At 63.2% G+C, this 21,407-nt stretch carries 20 protein-coding genes and 1 tRNA gene; 7 read left to right on the forward strand and 14 right to left on the reverse strand.

Features of this window, described 5'->3' with window-relative positions; genetic code table 11:
• Positions 1 to 122 precede the first annotated feature (122 nt).
• The 9 genes from ACFJI2_RS23355 to ACFJI2_RS23395 form a co-directional block, all read right to left on the reverse strand.
• Positions 123 to 3,032: a DUF927 domain-containing protein gene (locus ACFJI2_RS23355; protein ID WP_377702122.1), complete on the reverse strand. Its 2,910-nt coding sequence runs from the start codon at positions 3,030 to 3,032 to the stop codon at positions 123 to 125.
• Positions 3,025 to 3,258 (reverse strand): hypothetical protein, encoded by a 234-nt coding sequence (locus ACFJI2_RS23360; protein ID WP_377702123.1) that lies wholly within the window; start codon positions 3,256 to 3,258, stop codon positions 3,025 to 3,027. The genes ACFJI2_RS23355 and ACFJI2_RS23360 overlap by 8 nt, the downstream gene beginning before the upstream one ends.
• The gene (locus ACFJI2_RS23365) at positions 3,255 to 3,614 is read right to left on the reverse strand and encodes a hypothetical protein (protein ID WP_377702124.1); all 360 of its coding nucleotides are present in this window, start codon (positions 3,612 to 3,614) and stop codon (positions 3,255 to 3,257) included. The genes ACFJI2_RS23360 and ACFJI2_RS23365 overlap by 4 nt, the downstream gene beginning before the upstream one ends.
• The gene (locus tag ACFJI2_RS23370; protein ID WP_377702125.1) at positions 3,604 to 3,843 is read right to left on the reverse strand and encodes a hypothetical protein; all 240 of its coding nucleotides are present in this window, start codon (positions 3,841 to 3,843) and stop codon (positions 3,604 to 3,606) included. The genes ACFJI2_RS23365 and ACFJI2_RS23370 overlap by 11 nt, the downstream gene beginning before the upstream one ends.
• Positions 3,833 to 4,558 carry a hypothetical protein gene (locus tag ACFJI2_RS23375; RefSeq protein WP_377702126.1) on the reverse strand — a complete coding sequence of 242 codons (726 nt, stop codon included), beginning with the start codon at positions 4,556 to 4,558 and terminating at the stop codon, positions 3,833 to 3,835. The genes ACFJI2_RS23370 and ACFJI2_RS23375 overlap by 11 nt, the downstream gene beginning before the upstream one ends.
• Positions 4,555 to 4,782 (reverse strand): hypothetical protein, encoded by a 228-nt coding sequence (locus ACFJI2_RS23380; protein WP_377702127.1) that lies wholly within the window; start codon positions 4,780 to 4,782, stop codon positions 4,555 to 4,557. Before ACFJI2_RS23380 ends, ACFJI2_RS23375 begins: the two co-directional genes overlap by 4 nt.
• A 503-nt stretch (positions 4,783 to 5,285) precedes the next feature.
• Positions 5,286 to 5,624, reverse strand: coding sequence for a hypothetical protein (locus ACFJI2_RS23385; protein WP_377702128.1), 339 nt, complete (start codon positions 5,622 to 5,624; stop codon positions 5,286 to 5,288).
• On the reverse strand, positions 5,621 to 5,827 hold the full coding sequence (locus ACFJI2_RS23390) for a helix-turn-helix transcriptional regulator (protein WP_377702129.1): 207 nt from the start codon (positions 5,825 to 5,827) through the stop codon (positions 5,621 to 5,623). The genes ACFJI2_RS23385 and ACFJI2_RS23390 overlap by 4 nt, the downstream gene beginning before the upstream one ends.
• Positions 5,828 to 5,955: 128 nt before the next feature.
• Entirely contained in the window at positions 5,956 to 6,594 is a 639-nt protein-coding gene (locus ACFJI2_RS23395) for a hypothetical protein (protein WP_377702130.1), read from the reverse strand.
• Between the two features lie 233 nt (positions 6,595 to 6,827).
• On the opposite strand from ACFJI2_RS23395, the gene ACFJI2_RS23400 reads away from it, so the two are divergent.
• Positions 6,828 to 7,169 carry a hypothetical protein gene (locus tag ACFJI2_RS23400; RefSeq protein WP_377702131.1) on the forward strand — a complete coding sequence of 114 codons (342 nt, stop codon included), beginning with the start codon at positions 6,828 to 6,830 and terminating at the stop codon, positions 7,167 to 7,169.
• Positions 7,170 to 7,334: 165 nt separating this feature from the next.
• On the opposite strand, the gene ACFJI2_RS23405 is transcribed toward ACFJI2_RS23400, so the two are convergent.
• The 3 genes from ACFJI2_RS23405 to ACFJI2_RS23415 all read right to left on the reverse strand — a co-directional run bounded on the left by ACFJI2_RS23405 (position 7,335) and on the right by ACFJI2_RS23415 (position 8,058).
• Positions 7,335 to 7,481 (reverse strand): hypothetical protein, encoded by a 147-nt coding sequence (locus ACFJI2_RS23405; protein WP_377702132.1) that lies wholly within the window; start codon positions 7,479 to 7,481, stop codon positions 7,335 to 7,337.
• A 37-nt stretch (positions 7,482 to 7,518) separates the two neighbouring features.
• Positions 7,519 to 7,758 carry a hypothetical protein gene (locus tag ACFJI2_RS23410; protein WP_377702133.1) on the reverse strand — a complete coding sequence of 80 codons (240 nt, stop codon included), beginning with the start codon at positions 7,756 to 7,758 and terminating at the stop codon, positions 7,519 to 7,521.
• 135 nt (positions 7,759 to 7,893) lie between these two features.
• Positions 7,894 to 8,058, reverse strand: coding sequence for a hypothetical protein (locus ACFJI2_RS23415; RefSeq protein WP_377702134.1), 165 nt, complete (start codon positions 8,056 to 8,058; stop codon positions 7,894 to 7,896).
• 283 nt (positions 8,059 to 8,341) lie between these two features.
• Between ACFJI2_RS23415 and ACFJI2_RS23420 the strand changes: the two genes are divergently transcribed.
• Both ACFJI2_RS23420 and ACFJI2_RS23425 read left to right on the forward strand, forming a co-directional pair.
• Entirely contained in the window at positions 8,342 to 9,091 is a 750-nt protein-coding gene (locus ACFJI2_RS23420; RefSeq protein WP_377702135.1) for a hypothetical protein, read from the forward strand.
• A 503-nt stretch (positions 9,092 to 9,594) separates the two neighbouring features.
• Complete coding sequence (locus ACFJI2_RS23425) at positions 9,595 to 11,055, forward strand: RES domain-containing protein (RefSeq protein WP_377702136.1); 1,461 nt, start codon at positions 9,595 to 9,597, stop codon at positions 11,053 to 11,055.
• Positions 11,056 to 12,257: 1,202 nt separating this feature from the next.
• Here the strand turns inward: ACFJI2_RS23425 and ACFJI2_RS23430 are convergent.
• Together ACFJI2_RS23430 and ACFJI2_RS23435 are read right to left on the reverse strand one after the other, a co-directional pair.
• Positions 12,258 to 13,484, reverse strand: a complete 1,227-nt coding sequence (locus tag ACFJI2_RS23430) for a tyrosine-type recombinase/integrase (RefSeq protein WP_377702137.1) — start codon at positions 13,482 to 13,484, stop codon at positions 12,258 to 12,260.
• 180 nt (positions 13,485 to 13,664) lie between these two features.
• A complete protein-coding gene (locus tag ACFJI2_RS23435) occupies positions 13,665 to 15,626 on the reverse strand; it encodes an APC family permease (RefSeq protein ID WP_377702138.1) in 1,962 nt (653 codons plus the stop codon).
• Positions 15,627 to 15,749: 123 nt separating this feature from the next.
• Between ACFJI2_RS23435 and ACFJI2_RS23440 the strand changes: the two genes are divergently transcribed.
• The 4 genes from ACFJI2_RS23440 to ACFJI2_RS23455 all read left to right on the forward strand — a co-directional run bounded on the left by ACFJI2_RS23440 (position 15,750) and on the right by ACFJI2_RS23455 (position 21,403).
• Positions 15,750 to 15,834: transfer RNA gene (locus ACFJI2_RS23440), tRNA-Leu, on the forward strand.
• A 106-nt stretch (positions 15,835 to 15,940) separates the two neighbouring features.
• Positions 15,941 to 16,687, forward strand: a complete 747-nt coding sequence (locus ACFJI2_RS23445) for a substrate-binding periplasmic protein (protein ID WP_377702139.1) — start codon at positions 15,941 to 15,943, stop codon at positions 16,685 to 16,687.
• A gap of 118 nt (positions 16,688 to 16,805) precedes the next feature.
• On the forward strand, positions 16,806 to 20,414 hold the full coding sequence (locus tag ACFJI2_RS23450) for an MHYT domain-containing protein (RefSeq protein ID WP_377702140.1): 3,609 nt from the start codon (positions 16,806 to 16,808) through the stop codon (positions 20,412 to 20,414).
• Positions 20,411 to 21,403, forward strand: coding sequence for an HD-GYP domain-containing protein (locus ACFJI2_RS23455; protein ID WP_377702141.1), 993 nt, complete (start codon positions 20,411 to 20,413; stop codon positions 21,401 to 21,403). The genes ACFJI2_RS23450 and ACFJI2_RS23455 overlap by 4 nt, the downstream gene beginning before the upstream one ends.
• The last annotated feature ends 4 nt before the right edge of the window (positions 21,404 to 21,407 follow it).

Here is a 21,407-nt window from a genome sequence, read left to right on the forward strand (position 1 = left end):
GCAATGAAAGCAAGAAAGGCGGACCGTAGCCCGCCTTTCTTGGTATTCATTCAACGATCTGCTGATTTTTCCGCGCGCTTGGGAACTCCCCGCGCCGCCCCCATCGGCCGGCGGCCACCACGCTACGCGTCAAGACCTACGATATCCGGGGTGAAGCGATAGACACGCATCAGGCCTATACCTGGCAAACGCTCTTTGCGAGTAACGCTCGCCTCGCCGTCCGTCACCAACAGTCCGCGCTCAACCAACAAGCGCGTTACGGTCTTGGGGTTATAGCCCTTGCATACTTCGTTCCTGAACACCTCAGGTAACACGAAGTACTCTTGGCGGGCTGCTTCGGCGTCTGCCGGATGCACCTTGTCCCCATACGCTTTGTGATGATCCGAATTCGAATTGATCGCAGTGCCATCAGCAGACAGTAGGCGCTTGAAGCCGGCACGGTTAATCGTGTTCGGCTTGTGGTCGTCCGTCGCCCGGTGCCACCACACAAAGCGAGACTCGCCGTGTGCCTGGAAGAAGCCGCTCACCTGTCGCAGGATCGAAACGTGTTCGACGTTGCCCGCACCGCCACGACCATCCAGCCAGGCAGTAAAGCAGGTGCGCGCCGCGCTCATCGCTTCCCCCGCCTCCCAGCCAGTGATACCCGCACTGGTAGCCAGCTCCCCGGCCGTGCCGACCAGAGCAAAGCGGGTGGCCACCCGCGACACCTGGCCGTGCGAGTCGGCAGGGCATATGTCCCTGGCCAGTTGCGCCACGCTCACTTGAAGCATCTCGCTCAGCATCGCCGCGTGCGCCACGGCGTATTCAATGAACGCCATACCGGCCGTACCATAGTGCTGGTGCGCCTTGCTCACCAAATGGTCCGATAACGCCGCGCCACTGGAAAAGCCGTTCAGGGTTTCATAAACGCCCAGGCCGTGGCCAGCATCAGCGGCGATGTGTGCCATGCGAACGTCATGGCCGGCTTTCGTCCCCTTCCCTGCTTGCTCCATGTGATTCGCCAAACTCACCTCGCCGTCCGACAAGAACAGCACTCGCCAGGTGGCCACCTTGCGGGCCAGTGCAGTTTGCGTCGCCCGCCCCTTGCCCGCCTCGTTGGCCAGCATGTAAACGGTATCGCCAACCACCTTGGGATCGACTTGCGCGATTTCATCCAACAACAGCAGGGCATCGCTATGCTGCGCGGCCACGGTCTCCAGCGCGTTATCGGTCATGCGCCAGTTGCGCGGATAGTCCTTGCCACCAAAGACCGACCCGGCCACCTTGAAAGCAGTACTCTTGCCGCTGGAGCTATCGCCCCAGATGTGGAAGCCACCGGACGGCACGCGAGCCAAGTGCAGCAAGGGCGCTGCGAACGCGGCTGACACGCAGAACAGCATGCGGGAATTGCCACGGCATGGTCCAGCGACTTCCCGCCGCCACTCGTCCAACGTGCCGCGTTGCTTGAACTGCGACACCACACCGCCGGCAGCCTGGAATATCACCTTCTCTTCGCCGCCGCCTATCGTGCGGTCCGGCAGAACGTACACATCGTCATGCCAACCAATACGGTCCGTGCAACGAACACGTACATCCGTTTGCTGGGTTTGTATGTAGACGGTCAAATGGTTCTTGGCGGCCGTTCCCGCGCCGATGCGCAAGCCCATCCCCAGCAGTTGCGCCCGGTATTGCGTACCGTCACCGGCCAGCAGGCTTGCCGGCATCGCCCATTGCTTCGCGTTGCGGTCGCCGTCCTTGAACTCCAGAAAATAGCCCCACTCGCCGTTGCCGGCGTCCCGCGACTGGGCTGTGACGTTCAGCTCGCTACAAATCCATTGCGCGGGTAGCGGATCGCCCTGCTGACTAAAGCCATGGAACCACACGCCATCGTCATCAACATGGAAGAATGGCCGAGACGGCTGGCCGCCACCCTTGGCGTTCGCCGCCTTGCGCTCCCTGCTGGCGTCCTCGCTTTGCACCCGTTTGGCTTTCGGCGCGTGAGATGGCGCCGAGTCCGCCGATACTGCCGCAACCGCTGGCGTAGCTCGCTCGCCTGGTTCCTCTGCCTTTTTGCACGCAGCGTCAAGTTGCATACGCACTACCTCGATACCTGCCGTCTTGGCCAGGTCATTGAAATCTGTCTCGTCCACGCCCAACCCTTCTGGTTTGCACCATGAACCGCCCATGGCGGCAGCGCTCTCAGATGCGGCCATCACCCCTGGATTTTTGCCAGTCCTGGCCTCGGTCTCTTTGTCATCGTCGGCGCACAGCATCAGCTTTGCGCTTGGCAGAAGCTTGCGCACCAACGGCGCAACGTGCCGCAAATTTCCCTCGTTGAAGGCCACCACTACTGCATAGCCGGTCGCTGCGTGCAGTGTCGCCGCAGTGGCGTACCCTTCTGCAATCAAGACCCACGCGGACGCGGATATATCACCTATCACATGGAAGCAGCCTGAAACACGGCCGCCAGCGGGAAAGCGTTTGTCGCCGTTGGCAAGGATGCGCTGCACGTTCCATAGCTTGCCATCGACGTCGCGCAACGGCACCAGCACCACCGTGCCGGACTCGAAGCGGACGCCATGGGGTTGCACGCTTTTACGCACCAGGTATGCGCTATTGCCGCTCTCCGCTGCACTCTCCCAATCCTTTACGGCCTTGCTGGCCATTGCCTCATGCTCCTTTGCCTTAGTTTCGGCCGCTTCCTCTTCCCTCGCTGCACGTTCCTTGCGCAAGCGCGCCCTATCGGCCGAAGACAATGGCGCCACTGGTGCAAAGTCCTTCGGGTTGAAGCCGTACTTCTTGGCCTCCGCAATCAAGCTGCCTATCGTGATGGGACCGCCCGGCACAATGCCTTTCCATGTCGATTTGAGCGCATTGAGATCGAAAGTCTTTCCCCCTTCGCTCCAGTCCTGGAACAACTGGAGCCCGTCTTCACCAAACTCCGATTTCAGCGCCATGCCCATCCGCCACCACACGTCGCGGTCATCCCTCGGAATGACCGCCAGGGCGGCACGTGCAGCGTCAACGCTGACCGGAAATGCTCTCTTACTCATTCAATCTTCCCTTGTTCACCACCAGCGACAGCCGGGGCTGTCCGCGTGGCCGTAAGCGTTCGGCAACCGCAGCCATCGTACGCAAAATGGTTCCTCGCTCAGAACTCCCCGGAGGTATGTCCCGGAAGGCCAGCAGTAGCAGACGCTCGTCAGGATGCTCGACGGCTAAGCCTTCTCCACTAAGCGTGATACCCAGTTTTACCAGTTTAGTTTCGCGCTTTTTCATGGGCGCACTCCGAATTCGGTTGCCTGTGCAAACAGTTGCAGCTCTTGCTGAATGCGGCCCAGATAGCCGGCAGCGAAGGCGTCAACACAAGCTTGTCGGCGACTAGCCGGCCACACGTCACATGCCTCGCGTGGTGCCGACCAGGCACGATCCAGCCCAAGCACAAAGGCGCGCATTGAACCCGCGATGTGTTCGTGCAGGCAGAACAACGCCAAGTCATCGAGAAAGCCCGCGCCTGCCAGAACACCAGCATCGACACAGAATTGGTAGTCCGCCGAAACGGGCAAAGCAACAGGAGGCCGATGGGGGCCGCGCAGGCTTTCCAGCACTGCAGGATTGCTGCGCTTAGCGTGCATGACCACCTCCCTGAGCTGGTGACACCACGGTGCGCTTGGCACCAAACCACAGGCCAGCGCTGCCAAGTGCCTGACACATACTTTCGGCTTCGGCCCATGCTTCTTGCTTGGACGAATACACTGCACCGGAATGAATGCGTTCGGCAACTTCACCGGCGGTGCAAACTTCCTCCGCAGCGCACGCACACCACATCACCACGGCCTCTTGTGTCGGCGTTTTAGCGAGCATGATCGCCTCCTGGCTTACGAGCAGACTGGCGCTGATCGTGCAAGCTCAAGCAGTACGTCAAATTGTCGGAGGTCTCGCGTACAAACTGCGCCTCTACTGCCATATGGCGCAGCAAGTCACCCAGGCTAAGCAGCGTGTGCGAACTTACCTTTTCTTCGGCTTGTCCTCCCACCATCTCCATCAACTGCCCTATCGCTTCGATCCCGCTCAAAATCGTGCGGTCCGCATTGTCGGCGTGGAGTCGGGCAGCGGCGGCCTTTTGCAGGTCCGCTTCTTCGGCAGCAGTCGAAACGCCGAAGTCCATGGGCAAGGCCATCAGCAAATGCCCCAGCTCATAGGGCGCCCGTTCAGCGTTCTGGAAATGGGGATTGTCGGCACCGCCACGAAAGGCGAGGCCAAGCCGCGCAGCAGGGATATCAACGTCATGTTCTATCCCAGAGTGATCCACAGGAGAACCGGCCAAAATTGGCGATTCGGTGTCAGCCGCAAGAGGGGCAATGACGGCATCAAATCCCTTCTCCCATTCCTCCATTAACTCCATGAAGTACGGAGTTTGCTCGTATCCCATCACGGCATCGGCGTAGCCAATCGCACGCCACGCGGCAGCGGTTCTCGCGTGAACAGGCGCTTCGTCAGACTGCAGCCAAAGCTCGGCACGCTCCATTCCAGCCTTACGAGCAGCTTTAAGCGCTTGGGCCTTCTTCGGGGCGATCATTGGCCGCCTCCAACCACCAGGCGCAACGCAGCGGCCGGCACACGCGGGTGCGCTTTCGCCATAGCGCCCACGAACTGGAGAATCTGACTCTGCGCCAGGTCGTTATTCTTTCGGAAGGCGAGAAGCAACTGCGCCTCAAACGTGGACGGTTTGATTTCCGCGAGCTTTTCGCAGGCGATGGTTGCAATTTTGATTTGTTCCGGCGTGCGAATGCAGCTAGGCATGTGAGCCTCCTTGGGTAGCGGTTACACCGCGCCCCGCTTCCAAACGGGGTGAGCGGCAAATGGTGGAGTTGGAAGACCGGCACCCAAAGAGACCAGCAAGCCCGAAGGCTTCTCCACCACCGCCGCTCATAGGAGACGCACGAAGGCATACGCACGTAAAAAAACCGCATGGCGCGGTCTGTGCGCTTTGAGTAATCAGGCTTCCAAACCCGTTCCCCTCTTTTTCGGGGACAATTGAATCATAGGCGTTTCGGCGACGGTACGCAAGGACCGTGCGCCAACCGTGGGCTACCGGCATCATGTGGCACAGCCTTTCAGGCAGCGCAAGACAAGCGCAGCAACGGGCAACGCTGCCTCCACATGGCCATGTGGATGACTGCCAGGAAGGCCAGACGAGGCCCGAACAGCTAGGCCATTAGCTCCTGGCCTATGACGGCGCTTAGCAATCTCGCAGTGTGCAGACGTCTGCACAGTACGGGCGGCGATGCGTTTCCAGCGCGCCGTCATATGCCCGCCTGCTTACGCGCTTCGTCCCAACGCTTCTGCTTGCTCCGCACCTCCCAGTCATCTTTCTCCGACCGCATCCAATCGTCAACGTCCAACCATTGCGTAAACGGGGTTGCGACTGTTCCATCCGGCCGCAAGACCGGAGAGGTTTTGGTATCGACACCAGCGCAAGTAATTGGGTACGGTGCGTAAGAGACATCCTCAATCGCCCAGGCAACAATCGGCTCTTTATGGACGTATTCAGGGCGGCCATTGTCGTCGCTTATCTCGCTTAGCAGGAAGTAGCCAGGCAACGCTGCGATGCACTGCAAAAAGGTGAACTCAGGGGTTCTCACTTTGCCCCCTGCTTGTTCAGGGACCCAACCCAAGCGTCTATATCCGCCGCAGACCAAGCCACGGCACGTGCGCCCAGCTTGAGTGGCGCTGGGAACGTACCTCGCTTGATGCCGTCATAGACCGTCGTTTTCTTCAGCCCGACTTGGGCTAATACAGAAGGCAGGCGAAGGAGCCTGCCAGCAGAACTATTTTCCATTTTCATTCATCCGTTAAAGACCGGAAAAGTCCGGTAAGAGCGGATAATGCAGCTGGAAATGAAGTTCACCGAGAGGCCAGCGACGCAAGACCATTGCATAGCAACGCTAAGCAGTGGCATAGCGCCGGTATGCCTTATCGCTTTCCTAATTTTTGACGAAGGGGACTGTCAGACGGAAGTGTTGCGACAAAGCCTTTTAGCCATCGGCCGGCAGTACCGATATCAAGACAAAGTTCTTTGCTGAGCAAGTCTTTCTTGTACGCAGCCATATTCGGATAGAGGTCTGGATTTTGTTCCCACTTTTTGAAGTAGGCCTCCGCCTTTAAGACGCCATCAAGCCTAGGCTGCTTAGCATTGAGCCTGTTCGTCATGCGCCTTGCGGGCATAGCGAACGCCGCCGCGACATCATTTGCAGTGGCATCGAATATGGTAAGTCCACTAAGCGCAGCCTGCACTTCCGTAAGCACTCTTGCTATCTCTGCTGATGCTTGGATTTCAGGAGTATTTACAAGCTCCCCAATTCCAAAAATCACTGCGTTGACCGCTTCGGCGCCAGTACGCACCTCAGTAGACGCGCACTTATAAAAAGCGGATGCCAACCCAATTGCAGCACCAGGCGTTGCTGCCAGTCGCTGGCGAAATGTGGCAGCCAATTGCTCGTATTCCTCGGTCTTCGTCCACTCTCTGAACTCATCACGAGACATCGCATAGAGTTGCTCATGCGAGGTCGCGCCCTTGCCCGCAGGGTCTTCACTGATACATACGTCCTTCACGCACTCCCTCGATAGATGCCAAGCCAACCGGCGAAGGTATCCGGCTTTCGAGTGGCCGCTCTAGGCTTGGCAGACGCAGATTCTAACAACCTACCTCCACATATGCCAGAGACCGTTACGGTCCGCAGCCGCCCGCGCATCTAGCCTGCTCATAGCGGCAGCGGCGCCCTACCGCTGACACGCATGCGCGAGCTCCACCACCAAGGCAGGACCGGCATTGACAGCACTGGGCGATGGCCTGCACCAGCAGCCTGGCCAACGGCAGCGGCGCCGGCCGCCGACATGCACGGCGCCAGCTCGACCACCACGGCCGCCACCAGGTGGCGCCTGGCCGCAACGCCCGGCACGCGGACAGCACCAGGCGATGGCCTGCACCAGCAGCCTGGCCAACGGCAGCGGAGCCGGCCACCGGCATGCACGGCGCCAGCTCGACCACCACGGCCGCCACCAGGTGGCGCCTGGCCGCAGCGCCGGCACACGGACAGCACCAGGCGATGGCCTGCACCAACACCCTGGCCAGCGGCAGCGGCGTCGGCACGAGCGGCACCAGCTCGACCACCACGACCACCACCTGACGCGGCTTCGCTACAGCGCCGGCACTTGGGCAGCACCAGGCAATGGCCTGCACCAGCAGCCTGGCCAACGGCAGCGGAGCCGGCCACTGGCATGCACGACGCCAGCTCGACCACCACGGCCGCCACCTGGTGGCGCCGGGCCGCAGCGCCGGCACACGGACAGCATCAGGCGATGGCCTGCACCAACACCCTTGCCAGCGGCAGCGGCGTCAGCACGAGCGGCACCAGCTCGACCGCCACCTGGTGCGGCTTCTCTACAGCGCCGGCACTTGGGCAGCACCAGGCGATCGCCTGCACCAGCAGCCTGGCCAACGGCAGCGGAGCCGGCCACCGGCATGCACGGCGCCAGCTAGACCACCACGGCCGCCACCAGGTGGCGCCTGGCCGCAGCGTCGGCACACGGACAACACCAGGCGATGGCCTGCGCCAGCAACCAGGCCAACGGCAGCGGCGTCGGCACGAACGGCACCAGCTCGACCACCACGACCACCACCTGGTGCGGCTTCGCTACGGCGCCGGCACTTGGGCAGCACCATGGCGAGGGGCTGGAGCAGCGGCCTGGCCAGCGGCGCCGGCCGCCGGCACGCACGGCATCAACTCGATCCCCCCACCAGGTGGAGCCTGGCCGCAGCGCTGGCACGATGAACGCACCAGGATGACGAGCTGCACCAGGTCTGGTCAACGGCAGCGGCACCGACCGCCGACACGTACGGCGCCAACTCGACTACCACGGCCCGCCGCCAAGTGAAGTCAGGCCGCCGCGCTGGCACTTGAGCAGCACCAGGGCAATGGCCTGCACCAACAGCTTGGCCAGCAGCAGCGACGCCGGCCGCCGAGACGCATGCGCCAGGTCCACTACCACGGCCGCCACCAGGCGGTGCTTGGCCATAGTGCCGGCACTTGGGCAGCACTGACGATAGCCTGCACCAGCAGCTTGGCCAGCGGGAGCAGTGTCGACCACCAGCACGCCCGCGCCAGCTCGATCACGACCGCTACCATCAAGTGGCAAGCAGCAGCAACGCTGGCTGTGGGTTTTCGCGCAGTTTCCGGATGTACTGTGCATCGTGTGGATCCTCGGCCACGTTTTGGCTTAGTGAGCTATGATGGCGGCCACGCCAATCCATACATATCCGTCACATCAAATCAATATGAGAGATCCCCACGTCGTTAGCTTGAAGTACACCCTGTTGGTGCCCGCCGGCCTGATCTACCAGGAGGTGCCGGCGGTGAATGTGTCGCAAGCTCAGTTCCACGCCAAGCTGCATAACGGAAGTTTGGAAGTGACAATGAACGCCCATTTTCCGTCCATCCTGGATGCTCAGCAGCCGGTTGACGCATTTCTACGCGCGTGGGAGGTGGACGCACACCTTCGTGGGTACAAAATTGCATTCTCGTTCCTGGATGGCGAGGTTATTGACCGCAACCCCGAGCACAGCGGCACGGTAGTGCTGGCAGCAGCTACGTGCATCATGTCGTCCTCGTTCACCGTAATGGGCAACATTACGGTGAGCCCGCGCGAATATCCGGCACCGCCCAGCTGGGCCACTGTCTCCGACTTGGCTCGACGCATGTACAGTCGCTTCGAGACCTACCAGGAGAAGCGGGAATCAATTTTCACGTCGGGATATTATTGCCTGACGGAGTTGCAAGCGGCAGCGGGAAACTCGGTACAGCGCAAGGGGCGAGGACCGGCGGCAGAGCATTTTAGGATCGATGTGAATGTCCTCAACACACTTGGAGAGTTGACATCGGAGCGCGGCGGAGCGCAGTTCGCGCGAAAGGCTGGTGCACCAGAACCAACGCCAGCGGAGGCGGCATGGCTTGCTGCAGCGGTCCCAATGATCATCCGACACGTTGCCAGTGTCGATGCTGGCGTCCATGTGAACGTGTTGACGATGGTTGATTTACCCGCGCTACAGTAAGTTCGTATCGTACAAGCGGACCTCTTTCAATAATCACATCTCTGGCGCAGCCAATTCTCATCCTATCAGGGGGAACCAGCGATTTCCTTTGATCGCCGCCGCCAAAAATTCAACGTAGTCTAAGACGAAGCCGTGTACTAGCGGCCTAGTCAACGGCTAGGGAGTCGGCGCCGGCACGCACGACACTAACTCGACCACCAATCATCCTGTGACATCTCGCGTATTTTCGGGTATGCGAGGTGCTATCCTTGCGGCCCCAGGATGAGTTCGGCACAAAGCGGACGCAAGTGCGGTGGCGGCAGAGCATGAGAGTCTGGACAGCGGGCTGACCCGAAGCTACCCTCATTGCGACTGAACCCGCGCTAGCCCGGTGGCTGCGCCAGGGCGATGCACACACAAGCAGCCTAGCAGCGGCACCGTCCCGCCGGCTTGAAACAGTCGCTCAGATGGGTGCGACGACCAGACACATTATTTGCAAAATGCATTATGAGGAATCCGCCACCATGGCCGACATCGAGAACGACGATATAGCGATCAAACGCATCTGTCACTGCTGCATCGGCGAGACCTATCTCGCCAGCGAAATCAGATCGTCTGGTGACGAAGCCGAATGCGATTACTGCGGTGAAAACGCACCGTCGATAGCCGTCGGCGTGCTAGCAGAGCGGATCGAGGAAGCGTTTTCCGATCACTACACCCGTACTGCGGACCAGCCTAACTGGGAGGAGGAGCGCCTGCTGGCCGACAGCGAGTTAGATTACGAATGGAACCGTAAGGGATTACCGGTCAACGAGGCGATCCAGGAGGCCGCAGGTATCGACGAGGAGCCCGCAGCCGATGTCCTCGAAATCCTTGAAGAGAGGCATGCGCCGTACCCGGACAAGGACAATCTCGGTGTGGAGAGCGAGTTCTCTTCGGAATCGTACTACGAGCAGAGAGACCCGACCTTTATCGGACTTCACATGGGATGGCACGAGTTTGAGCATTCCCTCAAGACCAAGGCGCGCTTCTTTAGTCGTACGGCGGAAGAACTTCTCGCTCGGATTTTTGGGGGAACCGATACGCTCTCGACCAGAAAGGGCCGCCCGCTTGTCGTGAACGCAGGCCCAAAGACGCGGCTAGATCATCTCTATCGTTCGCGCGTGTTTCAGGCGGAAGATGGGCTTAGTGAAGCGCTGTGTCGTCCTGACGCCCGCATCGGTTCACCGCCCCCAAAAATGGCGCGCGCCGGTCGCATGAACGCACAGGGAATTTCTGTGTTCTATGGCGCAACGAAGGCGGATGTTGCCATTGCCGAAGTCCGGCCGCCCGTCGGAAGCCGCGTGGTCGTCGCCAGATTCGACATCACACGGCGACTGCGCCTACTTGACCTCTCTGCAGCAAATGATGTGCACGTGGATGGCAGCATCTTCGATCCATCCTTCAAAGAACGTTTGCACCGCGCCGATTTTCTGCGCTCATTAGCGCGCCGCATGGTGCGTCCCGTGCTGCCGGATGACGAGGGGATCGATTATTTGCCGACGCAGGCTGTCGCAGACTTCCTTGCAACCGCCAACGCCCCGCGCCTCGACGGAATCATCTTTCCGTCCGTGCAGGTGAAGAAAGGGAATAACGTGGTCCTCTTCCACGAATCGGCGAAAGTCGCGGAAGAGGCAATTCCAGAGGGGACGGAAATCACGGCTAGCACCGGCCAGGACTTAGGAGACGGCTGGGAGTTCGACTATTCCGTTACCGAGATCGTGCCCCCATCGGAAGCGTCGAAGACAGATAGCAACGAAGATGCCTTTCTGGAGAACTACCTACATTACACTCCACCGCCCCTCCCCGACGACGACGACCGCCCGGAAACGCTCCGTCTTGTCATGGCCTCAATCGAGGTTCACCATGTAAGCCGAGTCAAAGTCATCACTGAGCGCCATTCCGTTGGCCGCTATCGAAGCGAGAAGCGCCCATTCAAATATTGAACTCTTGGGGGGCATAGCGCAGCTCGTAGCGGCGCCGGGCGCTGACATACACGGGGCCAGCTCGACCACCACGGCCGTCATCTGGCGGCACTTGGCCGCAGCGTCAGCACGTAGGTAACACCAGGCGATGGCCTGCACCAACACTGGCCAGCAGCAGCGGCGCCGGCCGCCGGCACGCACGGCACCAGCTCGATCACTACGGCCGCCACCATGTGGAGCCTGGCCGCATCGCCGGCACGTGGGCAGCATCTGGCGATGGCCTGCGCCAACGGCCCGGGCAACGGCAGCGGCACCGGCCACCGGCACACACGGCGCCAGCTCGTTCACCACGGCCCGCCACCAGGCGGTGCTGGCCGTAGCGTCGGCTAGTGGATAGCACCAGGGTGGTGGCCTGCACCCGCAGCCTCGCCAGCGGCAGCGGCGCCAGCCACCGGTACGCACGGCACCAGCTCGATCATCACGGCCGCCACGAGGTGGAACCTGGTAGCGGCGCCGGTACGCGGGCAGCACCAGGGCGAGAGCCTGGACCAGCGGCCTGGTCAACGGCGCCGGCCGCCGGCACGAATGACATGCACGGCGCCAGCTCTACCATCACGGCACGCCGCCATGATGTGAGCCTGGCTGCAGCGCCGGCATGTGGATAGCGCGAGGGCGATGGCCTGCACCAGCAGCCTGGCCAGCGATAGCCGCGCCGGCCACCGGCACTCAAGGCGCCAGCTCGATCACCATAGCCGCCACCAAGCGCTGTCTGGCCTTAGCGCCGGCACGTCGGAAGCACCAAGTCGATGGCCGGCATCAGCACCCGCCAGCGGCAGCGCATGCCGACATTCAAGCAATAGACGCGCCCATTGCCAGCCGTGCAGACGTCTGCACAAATCGCCGGCCCCGGCGGCGAGGGCGGCACAGGGAGAACCCTTCGCGCATAGTTCCAGGAGGTATGGCCCGTCGAACATCTGCCAGAGGAACGCGCCGAACGGGAGAGCCTGACGAATACAACTGTCCCAGCTCTGTCCCAGCTTTGTCCCAGTAACTATATATATTAACTGGGACAAATAAAACGTTTATATTCAATGACTTACTAAGTATTTTCCACTTGTCCCAGTGTCCCAGTAAACTTTTCTTGCTTTCCCATACTCGCTTTCGCCGTTCTGACGAAAAAAAACCGCGTTGCTGGCGCGGTTTCAAGGGGCGACATAGCGGCATCAGGCGCGGGCCAACCTCCTGGCATTAATCGGTATGACGTTTGATCCGGCTTGGAGCGTGTCCACGTAGTCCGCCCACCACTGGAGCATTTCCCGGCGCTCATGCGCATATTCCGCTTGGTTATACACGGCCCGCACGCGGTTGGTTTCTTTGTGCGCCAACTGCCTTTCAATCACGTCTGGCCGGAAATTCGCTTCGTTCAGGATGCTGCTGGCGGTCGCCCGGAAGCCGTGCGGCACGAAGCGCGCACCGCCAATGTCCAGGCGGTCAATGATGCTATTGAGCGTCGTATGGCCAATGGGTTTTGACCGCGTGGAGTTGTTTGGAAATAGGTAGTCGCCGCCAAAGGAAAGCGGCTTCACTTGCTGTAGCAGCGCAAGCACTTGGCTGGAGAGGTAAACCCTGTGCGGCTCGCCCATCTTCATCCGGTGCGCAGGAATGTCCCACACGGCGTTATCAAGATCGAACTCACTCCACTTGGCCAGGCGCAGCTCGTCCTTGCGCGTAAAGGTCAGCAACATCAGTTTGATGGCCAGCTTGTTGATCTCCTTCGCGCCCACGGCATCGAGCGCCAGGAGGAACGGCCCGATTTCCTTTACGCCCAATGCCCGGTGGCTGCGCGCAGCCGGGGTGGCCACGGCCTCAACTTCCATGGCTGGGTTTGCCTTCAGTTCTTTGTTCCTGACCGCATAGCGGAACATCTGCACGCAGATCATGCGCACCTTGTTGGCGCTCGCTGGCGAGCCACGGCCGACAACCTTCTTGACCAACGCGTGTACGTCATCCGCAGTTATGTCCTTCGGCTTCATCTTGCCCAGGGCAGGGAGAATGTCCAGGTTTAGCCAGTTCTGCACGCTGTATTTCCAGTTCTCCGACTTGAACGCTACTTCGTCCGCAAACCACCGCTCAGACAGTTCCTTGAACGTGCTGGCCTGCGCCGCCTCGATGCGGGCGGCCGTCTTGTCGGCCTGCTTGATTTTCGCTGGACTTTGGCCAATGGCGACAAGCGCCGCCGCCTCCTCCCGCATCCTGCGCGCATCAGCCAAGCCGATTTCAGGATAGCGGCCGAACGTGACCTTTTCCCGCCTGGCGTTCAAATGGTACTGAAAGCGCCAAGTCATCACGCCGGATGGCAGCACATCGAGATAGAGACCATCGCGGTCGGTCGCCTTGTATGGCTTTTCCGCCGGCTTGAGCGCCCGCAACTGGGTGTGATTGAGAGCCATTTTCGTTTCACTTATGAAGCATTGGAGCCATCAGATTATCACGTTTTCAAAATGGCTCCGCTGATGGCTCCGTTCATTGCGGATGATATCGAACCACCGCGAACGACAAAGAACACTAAGTCATTGATTTTATTGAATACAAGTCAGTTTCCGAACCGCAACAAACCGTAATAAACGCTCCTAGACCTTCATCGGCAGGATCACCATCTGCAGGCCTTCGAGGTGCAGGCGGCGCTGGATGGCGAGCGAGGCCTGGTTGTGCAGGGCGCGCGTGAACCAGTTGTCGGCGGAGAAAATGAGTTTGCTGGTGAAGAAGATCGCGTTCGGGAATTCATTGCTGATTTCTTCGCACATGCGCGTCACTTCGTCCACCGCGTCGGTGCCGAAGCCCAGGTAGGAAGACGAGGCCATGCCGTGGCTGTGGCAGAAGTCCACGAAGTATTCCAGCGTGGTCTCGGCGTCGCTGCGCATCTGCTCCAGCGCGCCTTCGCCGCCGTAGGCGTGCGAATCCACCGTACGCGCATTGATGAACAGGAAATTCTTGAAGTGGCCGGGGAACATGCGCTGCACCCACAGCAGCGCATGCAGGCCGCCGCCGCGCGAATTGCCGACGATGAAGACCGCCGTCTGGTCCTGCGGGTCCGGCTCCACCGGCTCGGTGTTGGGGCCGAATGGCTGGCTGGAGAATACTTCGTCCACCGAGTGGATGGCGCGCTTGGTTTCGCGGTAGTGGTTGCGCACCACCACGCACAAGGCGGCGATACCGCCGATGATCAGCGCCGTGGCCCAGCCGCCTTCGGCGAAGCGTTCGAACAGCAAAATCACCAGGATGCCGGCGCAGATCGCGAAGCCCACCAGCGACAGCAGGAAGCGCCCCAGCCAGCGCCGGTTCTTCTTGCGGTTGCGCACCCAGTACAGGCACAGTCCGAACAGCGAAATGGCAAAGGTCAGGAACACGGAGATCGAGTACAGCACCACCAGCAGGGTGACGCTGCCGCCGGTCCACCACAGGATGGCCAGCGCGGCCAGGCCCATCACCAGGATGCCGTTCTGCGTCACCAGCCGGGTCGACAGGTAACGGAATTTCTGCGGCACCCAGGAGTCGGCCGCCATATTGGCCAGCACCGACGGGCCGCCCAGGAAGCCGGTGTTGGCCGCCACGAACAGCAGCCCCGCCTCGAAGGCCAGCACCACCGCCAGCAGCACCTGGTTCACCACCGGCCCGCCCAGGCCCATGTGGTTGATGATGCTCTTGAAGGTGGACGCGTTCAGCGTTTCGCCCGCCACCGGCTGCGCGTCCCACAGCAGGTACAACATGATGATGCCGCCCGCCGTGACCGCCAGCGACAGCGCCATGTACAGCATGGTCATCTTGCCGGTGCGCACGCGCGGCTCGGCCAGCAGGTTGACGTTGTTGGACACGGCCTCCAGGCCGGTATAGGTGCCGCCGCCCTGCGAATAGGCCAGCAGCAGCATGCCGGCCACGCCGGTCCAGCCTATGCCCTGCGCCAGGCTCACGGTCTCGTTAATGGTGCTGGGCACGAGGCCGGGCAGGTTGTCGGCGTGCGCGTAGACGCCGTACACGATCAGGATCAAGTGGGTGACGACAAAGCCGATGAAGATCGGCAGCAGGATCTGGATGGCTTCCTTCAGCCCGCGCAGGTTCATCACGATCAGCAGGCCGATGAAGAACACTTCCGCCCACAGCTTGTAGGGCTGGAAGCCGAGCGGCAGGAAGGACGCCAGCGCGTCCACGCCGGAAGCGATGGAGATGGCGATGGTGAGCACATAGTCGAGCACCAGCGCGCAGCCGGAGATCAGGCCCATGTACGGCCCCACCAGCTTGGTGGCCACGCGGTAGCCGCCGCCGCCGGTGGGGAACAATTCGATCACCTGGTTGTAGGCCAGCGCGATGATGAACACCGTGATGGCGGTGGCGATGGCCATGTACAGGCCGAGATGGGTGTGCGCGCCCAGCGCGCGGAAGGTTTCCTCCGGGCCGTAGGCGGATGAGGACAGGCCGTCGGCGCCCAGGCCGACCCAGGCCAGGAAGGCCACCAGCGCCATCGAATGGCGCGTTTCGCTGCGCATCGGATCGAGCGCCTTGCCCAGGATGATTTCGCGTATCTTCTTGTTTTTCATGCGGTCTGCGCCTGCTGAGGGCGGTTTGCATACGTAGCCAGAATGATGACACAGGCCGGCTATGATCAGGGTTACAATTTCAGCGCGGCTGGACTATAATGTATGCCTTGCGCGTACCGTGCCGCCCTGGTGGTGGAACTGGTAGACACAGCAGACTCAAAATCTGCCGAAGAAATTCGTGCCGGTTCGATTCCGGCCCGGGGCACCAATACCGCAATCCTTCCTGTTGTATCCCTCCCCCATAAATCTGCTGCATATTGGACAATATGGCGCAACTGCCGCTATAGTTGTTGTTCAATTCCTATGGGAAATCCGTGTTCCGCCTAATCGCCGCCAGCCTGTGCCTGATCGCCTGCAATGCGTCCGCATTGACGGTACGGCTATGCACGTTCGACCGGCCGTTCGCGCCCTACACGATGCCGGACGGCAGCGGCCAGACCCAGGAACTGCTGCGGCGCGCCGCCAGGGGCAGCGCCATCCGCATCGAGAATACCTTCGCGCCGCGCGCGCGCTGCCTGGCGCAATTGCAGCACGGCGAGACCGACGCGCTGGTGGCGGCCTATGCACCGGAACGCGTGAGCTACGGCGCCATCCCCATGCTGGGCGGCCAGCCGGACGAATCGTACGCGCTGGCCATCACCCGCTTCATGGTGTACCGCCGCAGCGGCAGCGCAGTGCAGTGGAACGGCAAGCAGTTCAGCGGCCTGGGCACGCTGCCGGTGGGCGTGCAGGCCAGCTTCATCCACGGCCCGCTGCTGCAAAAGCTGGGCGTCACCGTGGACGACGGCGCCAAGAGCGCCGACCAGAACCTGGGCAAGCTGGCCTTCGACCGGCTGTCGGCCGCCATCGCGCAGGAAGCCGAGGCAGGCTATTACGTCGAGCAGAACTATAAGGGCCGCATCGAGGCCCTGCCCATCCCCTTCAACCTGACGCCGCTGTACCTGATGGTCAACCGCGGCTTCTACAAGCGCAACCGCGCCGCCATCGACGGCTACTGGCAAACCATCCGCACGGTGCGGCAGTCGCCGGAGTACCAGGCCTATCTGCGCCAGTGGCGCTAGGCGCGCCGGGCGGTTCCTGGGGCGCGGCAGCAACAGCCATGGGTATTTCCACGCGGAAATGTGATACTGTATGTAGCTGACATTTTTTGCAACAGGAATTACTTAATCGCCAATCGCCATGGACCATAGCTCCCTGCTGCAGCTGTTTTCCCCTCCCGCCGATCCGGCCCTGATGACGTATGGCCGCTACGACCCCGCGCTGGTGGCGCTGTCGGTGCTGGTGGCGGTGTTTTCCTCGTGGATGGGCTTGCAGCTCGCCGGCCAGGCGCGCGGCGGCAGCCACCGCATGCTGCGCACCGTGGCCCTGCTGGCCGGCAGCCTGGCGCTGGGCTGCGGCGTGTGGTCGATGCACTTCATCGGCATGCTGGCCTTTAACCTGTGCACCAGCGTCAGCTACGAACCCACGCTCACCATCCTGTCCCTGCTGCCCAGCCTGGGCGCGTCCTGCGTGGCGCTGGCCCTGGTGCGGCGGCGCCGGCTCACGGGCCGCACGCTGGCCTGCGGCGGCCTGCTGGTGGGCCTGGGCATCGGCGCCATGCACTACGCGGGCATGGCGGCCATGGAATCGCCCCTGGTCCTGCGCTACGACCCGCTGCTGTTTGCCGTTTCCATCCTGGTCGCGGTCGTGCTGGGCACGGCGGCGCTGTGGGTGCGCTTCGGCTTGCGCGGCGCCAGCCGCCTGAAGAACGGCGCCCGGCTGGCATTGAGCGCGCTGTTCATGGGCTGCGCCATCGCCGGCATGCACTACACCGGCATGGCGGCGGCGCGTTTTGTCGGCGTGCCGCCGCCCGGCTCGGCGCCCGGTCCCGGCAGCGGTTTCCTGGCGCTGGCCATTTCCGTCATCACGGTGGCCTTCACCGTGTTCGTCACCGGCGCCTACGGCCTGCTGCGCTATCGCGAGCTGTACCGCAGCCTGCGCCGCAGCGAGAGCTGGATGCGCGCGCTGCTGACCACCACGGTGGACGGCGTGGTGTCGGTCGACGGCGACGGCGTGATCCAGGATTTCAACGCCTCGGCCGAACGCATCTTCGGCTGGCGGCGCAGCGAGATCGTGGGCCGCAACGTGGCGGTGCTGGTGGCCGACCCGCTGCAGTCGGCGCAGGACGGGTTGCTGTACCACCTGCGCCAGCGCGACACGCAGGCGGCGCACGCCGGCGCCGAGCTGTATGGCTTGCGCAAGGACGGCAGCCTGGTGCCGATCCGGCGCGCGCTGGGGCACGCCAGCCAGGGCGGCGAGGACGTGTTCGTGCTGTTCATTACCGACATCAGCGAGCGCCGCGCCATGATGCAGGCGCTGGGCGAAAGCGAGCAGCAATTCCGCTCGCTGATCGGGCACATTCCCGGCATCTCCTTCCGCTGCCTGGCCGGCGGGGCGCACCCGCTGGTGTTCCTGAGCGACGGCGTGGAACTGGTGGCCGGCTATCCGGCGCGCGACTTCGTCGGTCCGGACGCGAGCCGCTCGCTGACCGACCTGATCGTGCCGGCCGACCGCCAGAACGTGGTGGACGCGCTGGACCGCAGCATCGCCAGCGAGCAGCCCTACCTGATCGAATACGCACTGCAGCACGCGGACGGCAGCCTGCGCTGGATCTGGGAGCACGGCGCGGTGGTGCGCGACGCCGCCGGCGAGGTGCGCTGGATCGACGGCGTGATGCTGGACATTACCGAGCGCCGCCGCATGGAGCAGGAGCTGCGCCGCGCCAAGGAGAACGCCGAGCAGGCGGCCGCCGCGCGCGCCAGCTTCGTGGCCAATATGAGCCACGAGATCCGCACGCCGATGAATTCCATCCTCGGCTTTACCGACGTGCTGCTCGATACCGAGCTGCAGCCGGAGCAGCGGCGCCACCTGAACACGGTGCGCAACGCGGGCCGCGCGCTGCTGCGGCTGCTCAACGAGATCCTGGATACGGCCAAGCTGGACAAGGGCGCAGTGGAGCTGGAGCTGGCCGACTATGACTTCCTGGCGCTGGTCGACGAGCTGACTTCCACCAGCGGCGCCGCCGCGCGCGCCAAGGGACTGGCGATGGAGGTCAGCTACGCGCCGCAGCTGCCGGTGCGCCTGCACGGCGACGAACTGCGCATGCGGCAGATCCTGAGCAACCTGCTGGACAACGCCATCAAGTTCACCGCTCAAGGCAGCGTGGCGCTGCGCGCATCGCTGCGCGAGGGCCAGCTGCACCTGGCGGTGCGCGACACCGGCATCGGCATTGCGCAGGACCGGCTGGAAGCCATCTTCGATCCCTTCACGCAGGCCGACCCGTCGATGACGCGGCGCTATGGCGGCACGGGACTGGGCACCACCATCAGCAGGCAGCTGGTGGAGCTGATGGGTGGACGGATCTGGGCCGAGAGCGTGCAGGGCGAGGGCACGGTGTTCCATGTGCTGCTGCCGCTGCAGCCAGCGCAAGAGCAAGGGCGCAGCGCGCTGGCTGGCGCGGCCGGTGCCGCCGGTGCCGCCGGCGCGGGCGAAGGAGCGCAGCAGGACGCGGCGTTCGCGCTGCCGCCGCTGCGCATCCTGGCGGCGGACGACGTGGCACAGAACCTGGAACTGCTGCGCCTGATGCTGGAACGGCGCGGCCACAGCGTGACCACGGCGGCCGACGGCGCCGCCGCCGCCCAGCTGGCGGGCAGCGCGGAATTCGATGTGATCCTGATGGATGTGCAGATGCCGGTGATGGACGGCCTGGCCGCCACCCGCGCCATCCGCGCGCAGGCCGCGCAGGCAGGCCGTCGGCGCGTGCCCATCATCGCCATGACGGCCAGCGTGCTGGAAGCGCACCGCCAGGCCAGTTCGGCTGCCGGCATGGATGGTTTTGCGTCCAAGCCGGTCGACTGGCCGCAGCTGTCGCGCGAACTGGCGCGCGTGGTGGCGCTGGATGTGGCGCAGGCGCTTGCCGCTTCGCCTGCCGCCGGCGCAGCGGCCGGTGCGCCTGCGGCGGACGCGCTGCCCTCGGCTGGCGTGCCGCCGGCGCTGTACGGCGCGCATCCTGCACTCGGCCTGCACGTGCTGAACCAGGCCGCCGGGGTGCGGCGCTGGGACGGCAGCGAGCAAGGCTACCAGGCGGCGCTGGCCCATTTCCTCACCGAACACGGCGACGACGCGCATCAACTCGTAGCGCTGCATGCCAGCGGCGACCATGCCGCCATCCGGGCACTGGCCCACCGCGCGCGCGGCGTGGCGGCCAACCTCGGCCTGGAGCAGCTGGCGCAGGCGCTGGCGGAGATCGAAGAACAGGTCGACGCCAGTCTGCCGGACGGAGGCAGCAAGGCCGCGCCGGCGGACGCAGCGACAAAGCCGGCGACGGCGGCGGCAGCGGCGGCGCTGGAGGCGGCGCTGGAGGCGGCGCTGGCCAGCGCGTCGCTGCACCTGGCCGCTGCGCTGAAAGCCATCCGCGCGCTGCTGCAGCGCCAGCAATCGGCGTCGCCAGCGGCGGCGGAGCACGGCGGGTCAGGCGCCATGCCCCCTTCGCCCGCCATGGCCGCGCTGGCGCTCGACATCGCGGCGGCGCGCGACGATGCGCAGCGGCTGCTGCAGTCGCTGCGGCGCGGCGCGCTGGACGACGACGCCCTGACCAGCCTGTCGCGCCATGTGCAGGGCCACGTGGCGCCGGCCACGCTGGACCAGCTGCACCAGGCCGTGGCCAATTTTGATTTCCCGCTGGCGCAGGCTAAACTGGACGCCGTCATGGCCGATGCGCTGCCCCTTTCCCGAGAAAGTCCGCAATGAACCAAGCCCCTTTGCAGCCGCTGATCCTGGCGGTCGATGATGAAGCGAGCAACCTGCAGCTGCTGCGCCACATCCTGCAAGACCAGTACCGCCTGCTGTTCGCCAAGGACGCCGCGCGCGCCCTCGACCTGGCCCGCCAGGAACGCCCCAACCTGATCCTGCTGGACGTCATGATGCCCGGCATCACCGGCTACGAAGCCTGCCGCATCCTGAAAGCCGATCCGGCCACCGCCGCCATCCCCGTCATCTTCGCCACCGCGCTGAACGACCCGGACGACGAAGTGACCGGTTTCGAGGCCGGCGCGGTGGATTACATCACCAAGCCGCTCAGCCCACCCATCGTGCGCGCCCGCGTGCGCACCCACTTGTCGCTGGTGCGAGCCGACGAGCTGAAGGAAACGCGCTTGCAGATCGTGCAGCGGCTCGGCCTGGCGGCAGAATACAAGGACAACGAAACCGGGCTGCATGTGATCCGCATGAGCCACTACGCGCGCGTGCTGGGCTTGGCCGCAGGCCTGAGCGATACCGCCGCCGAAGACCTGCTGCACGCCGCGCCCATGCACGACGTGGGCAAGATCGGCATCCCGGACCGCATCCTGCAAAAGCCGGCCGCGCTGGACAAGGAGGAATGGAAGATCATGCAGTCGCACTCGACGATAGGAGCGGACATCATCGGCGAGCACACCCACGGCATGCTCGCGCTGGCGCGCAACATCGCGCTCACGCATCACGAGAAGTGGGACGGCAGCGGCTATCCGCGCGGCCTGGCTGGGGAGGATATTCCGCTGGAAGGACGCATCGTGGCGATCGCGGACGTGTTCGACGCGCTGACCTCGTCCCGGCCCTACAAGGAGGCGTGGCCGGTGGAGGAAGCGGTGCAGTACCTGCGCCAGCAGCGCGGCCAGCATTTCGATGCGCACCTGGTGGACTTGTTCCTGGAGCACCTGCCCGAGATCGTGGAGATCAAGGAGCGCTGGGCGGAGCGCTGAGGCG

Source organism: Pseudoduganella sp. UC29_71 (assembly GCF_042693265.1).
Lineage (GTDB): Bacteria > Pseudomonadota > Gammaproteobacteria > Burkholderiales > Burkholderiaceae_D > Rugamonas.

Bases quoted from the DNA above. Each gene is read 5' to 3' on its own strand.
- ACFJI2_RS23425 (WP_377702136.1), top strand. From the start codon at position 9,595: ATGGCCGACATCGAGAACGACGATATAGCGATCAAACGCATCTGTCAC.
- ACFJI2_RS23355 (WP_377702122.1), bottom strand. From the start codon at position 3,032: ATGAGTAAGAGAGCATTTCCGGTCAGCGTTGACGCTGCACGTGCCGCC.
- ACFJI2_RS23360 (WP_377702123.1), bottom strand. From the start codon at position 3,258: ATGAAAAAGCGCGAAACTAAACTGGTAAAACTGGGTATCACGCTTAGT.
- ACFJI2_RS23430 (WP_377702137.1), bottom strand. From the start codon at position 13,484: ATGGCTCTCAATCACACCCAGTTGCGGGCGCTCAAGCCGGCGGAAAAG.
- ACFJI2_RS23390 (WP_377702129.1), bottom strand. From the start codon at position 5,827: ATGAAAATGGAAAATAGTTCTGCTGGCAGGCTCCTTCGCCTGCCTTCT.
- ACFJI2_RS23450 (WP_377702140.1), top strand. From the start codon at position 16,806: ATGGACCATAGCTCCCTGCTGCAGCTGTTTTCCCCTCCCGCCGATCCG.
- ACFJI2_RS23375 (WP_377702126.1), bottom strand. From the start codon at position 4,558: ATGATCGCCCCGAAGAAGGCCCAAGCGCTTAAAGCTGCTCGTAAGGCT.
- ACFJI2_RS23380 (WP_377702127.1), bottom strand. From the start codon at position 4,782: ATGCCTAGCTGCATTCGCACGCCGGAACAAATCAAAATTGCAACCATC.
- ACFJI2_RS23415 (WP_377702134.1), bottom strand. From the start codon at position 8,058: ATGGCCAAGCACCGCCTGGTGGCGGCCGTGGTAGTGGACCTGGCGCAT.
- ACFJI2_RS23370 (WP_377702125.1), bottom strand. From the start codon at position 3,843: ATGCTCGCTAAAACGCCGACACAAGAGGCCGTGGTGATGTGGTGTGCG.
- ACFJI2_RS23455 (WP_377702141.1), top strand. From the start codon at position 20,411: ATGAACCAAGCCCCTTTGCAGCCGCTGATCCTGGCGGTCGATGATGAA.
- ACFJI2_RS23400 (WP_377702131.1), top strand. From the start codon at position 6,828: ATGGCCTGCACCAGCAGCCTGGCCAACGGCAGCGGCGCCGGCCGCCGA.
- ACFJI2_RS23365 (WP_377702124.1), bottom strand. From the start codon at position 3,614: ATGCACGCTAAGCGCAGCAATCCTGCAGTGCTGGAAAGCCTGCGCGGC.
- ACFJI2_RS23435 (WP_377702138.1), bottom strand. From the start codon at position 15,626: ATGAAAAACAAGAAGATACGCGAAATCATCCTGGGCAAGGCGCTCGAT.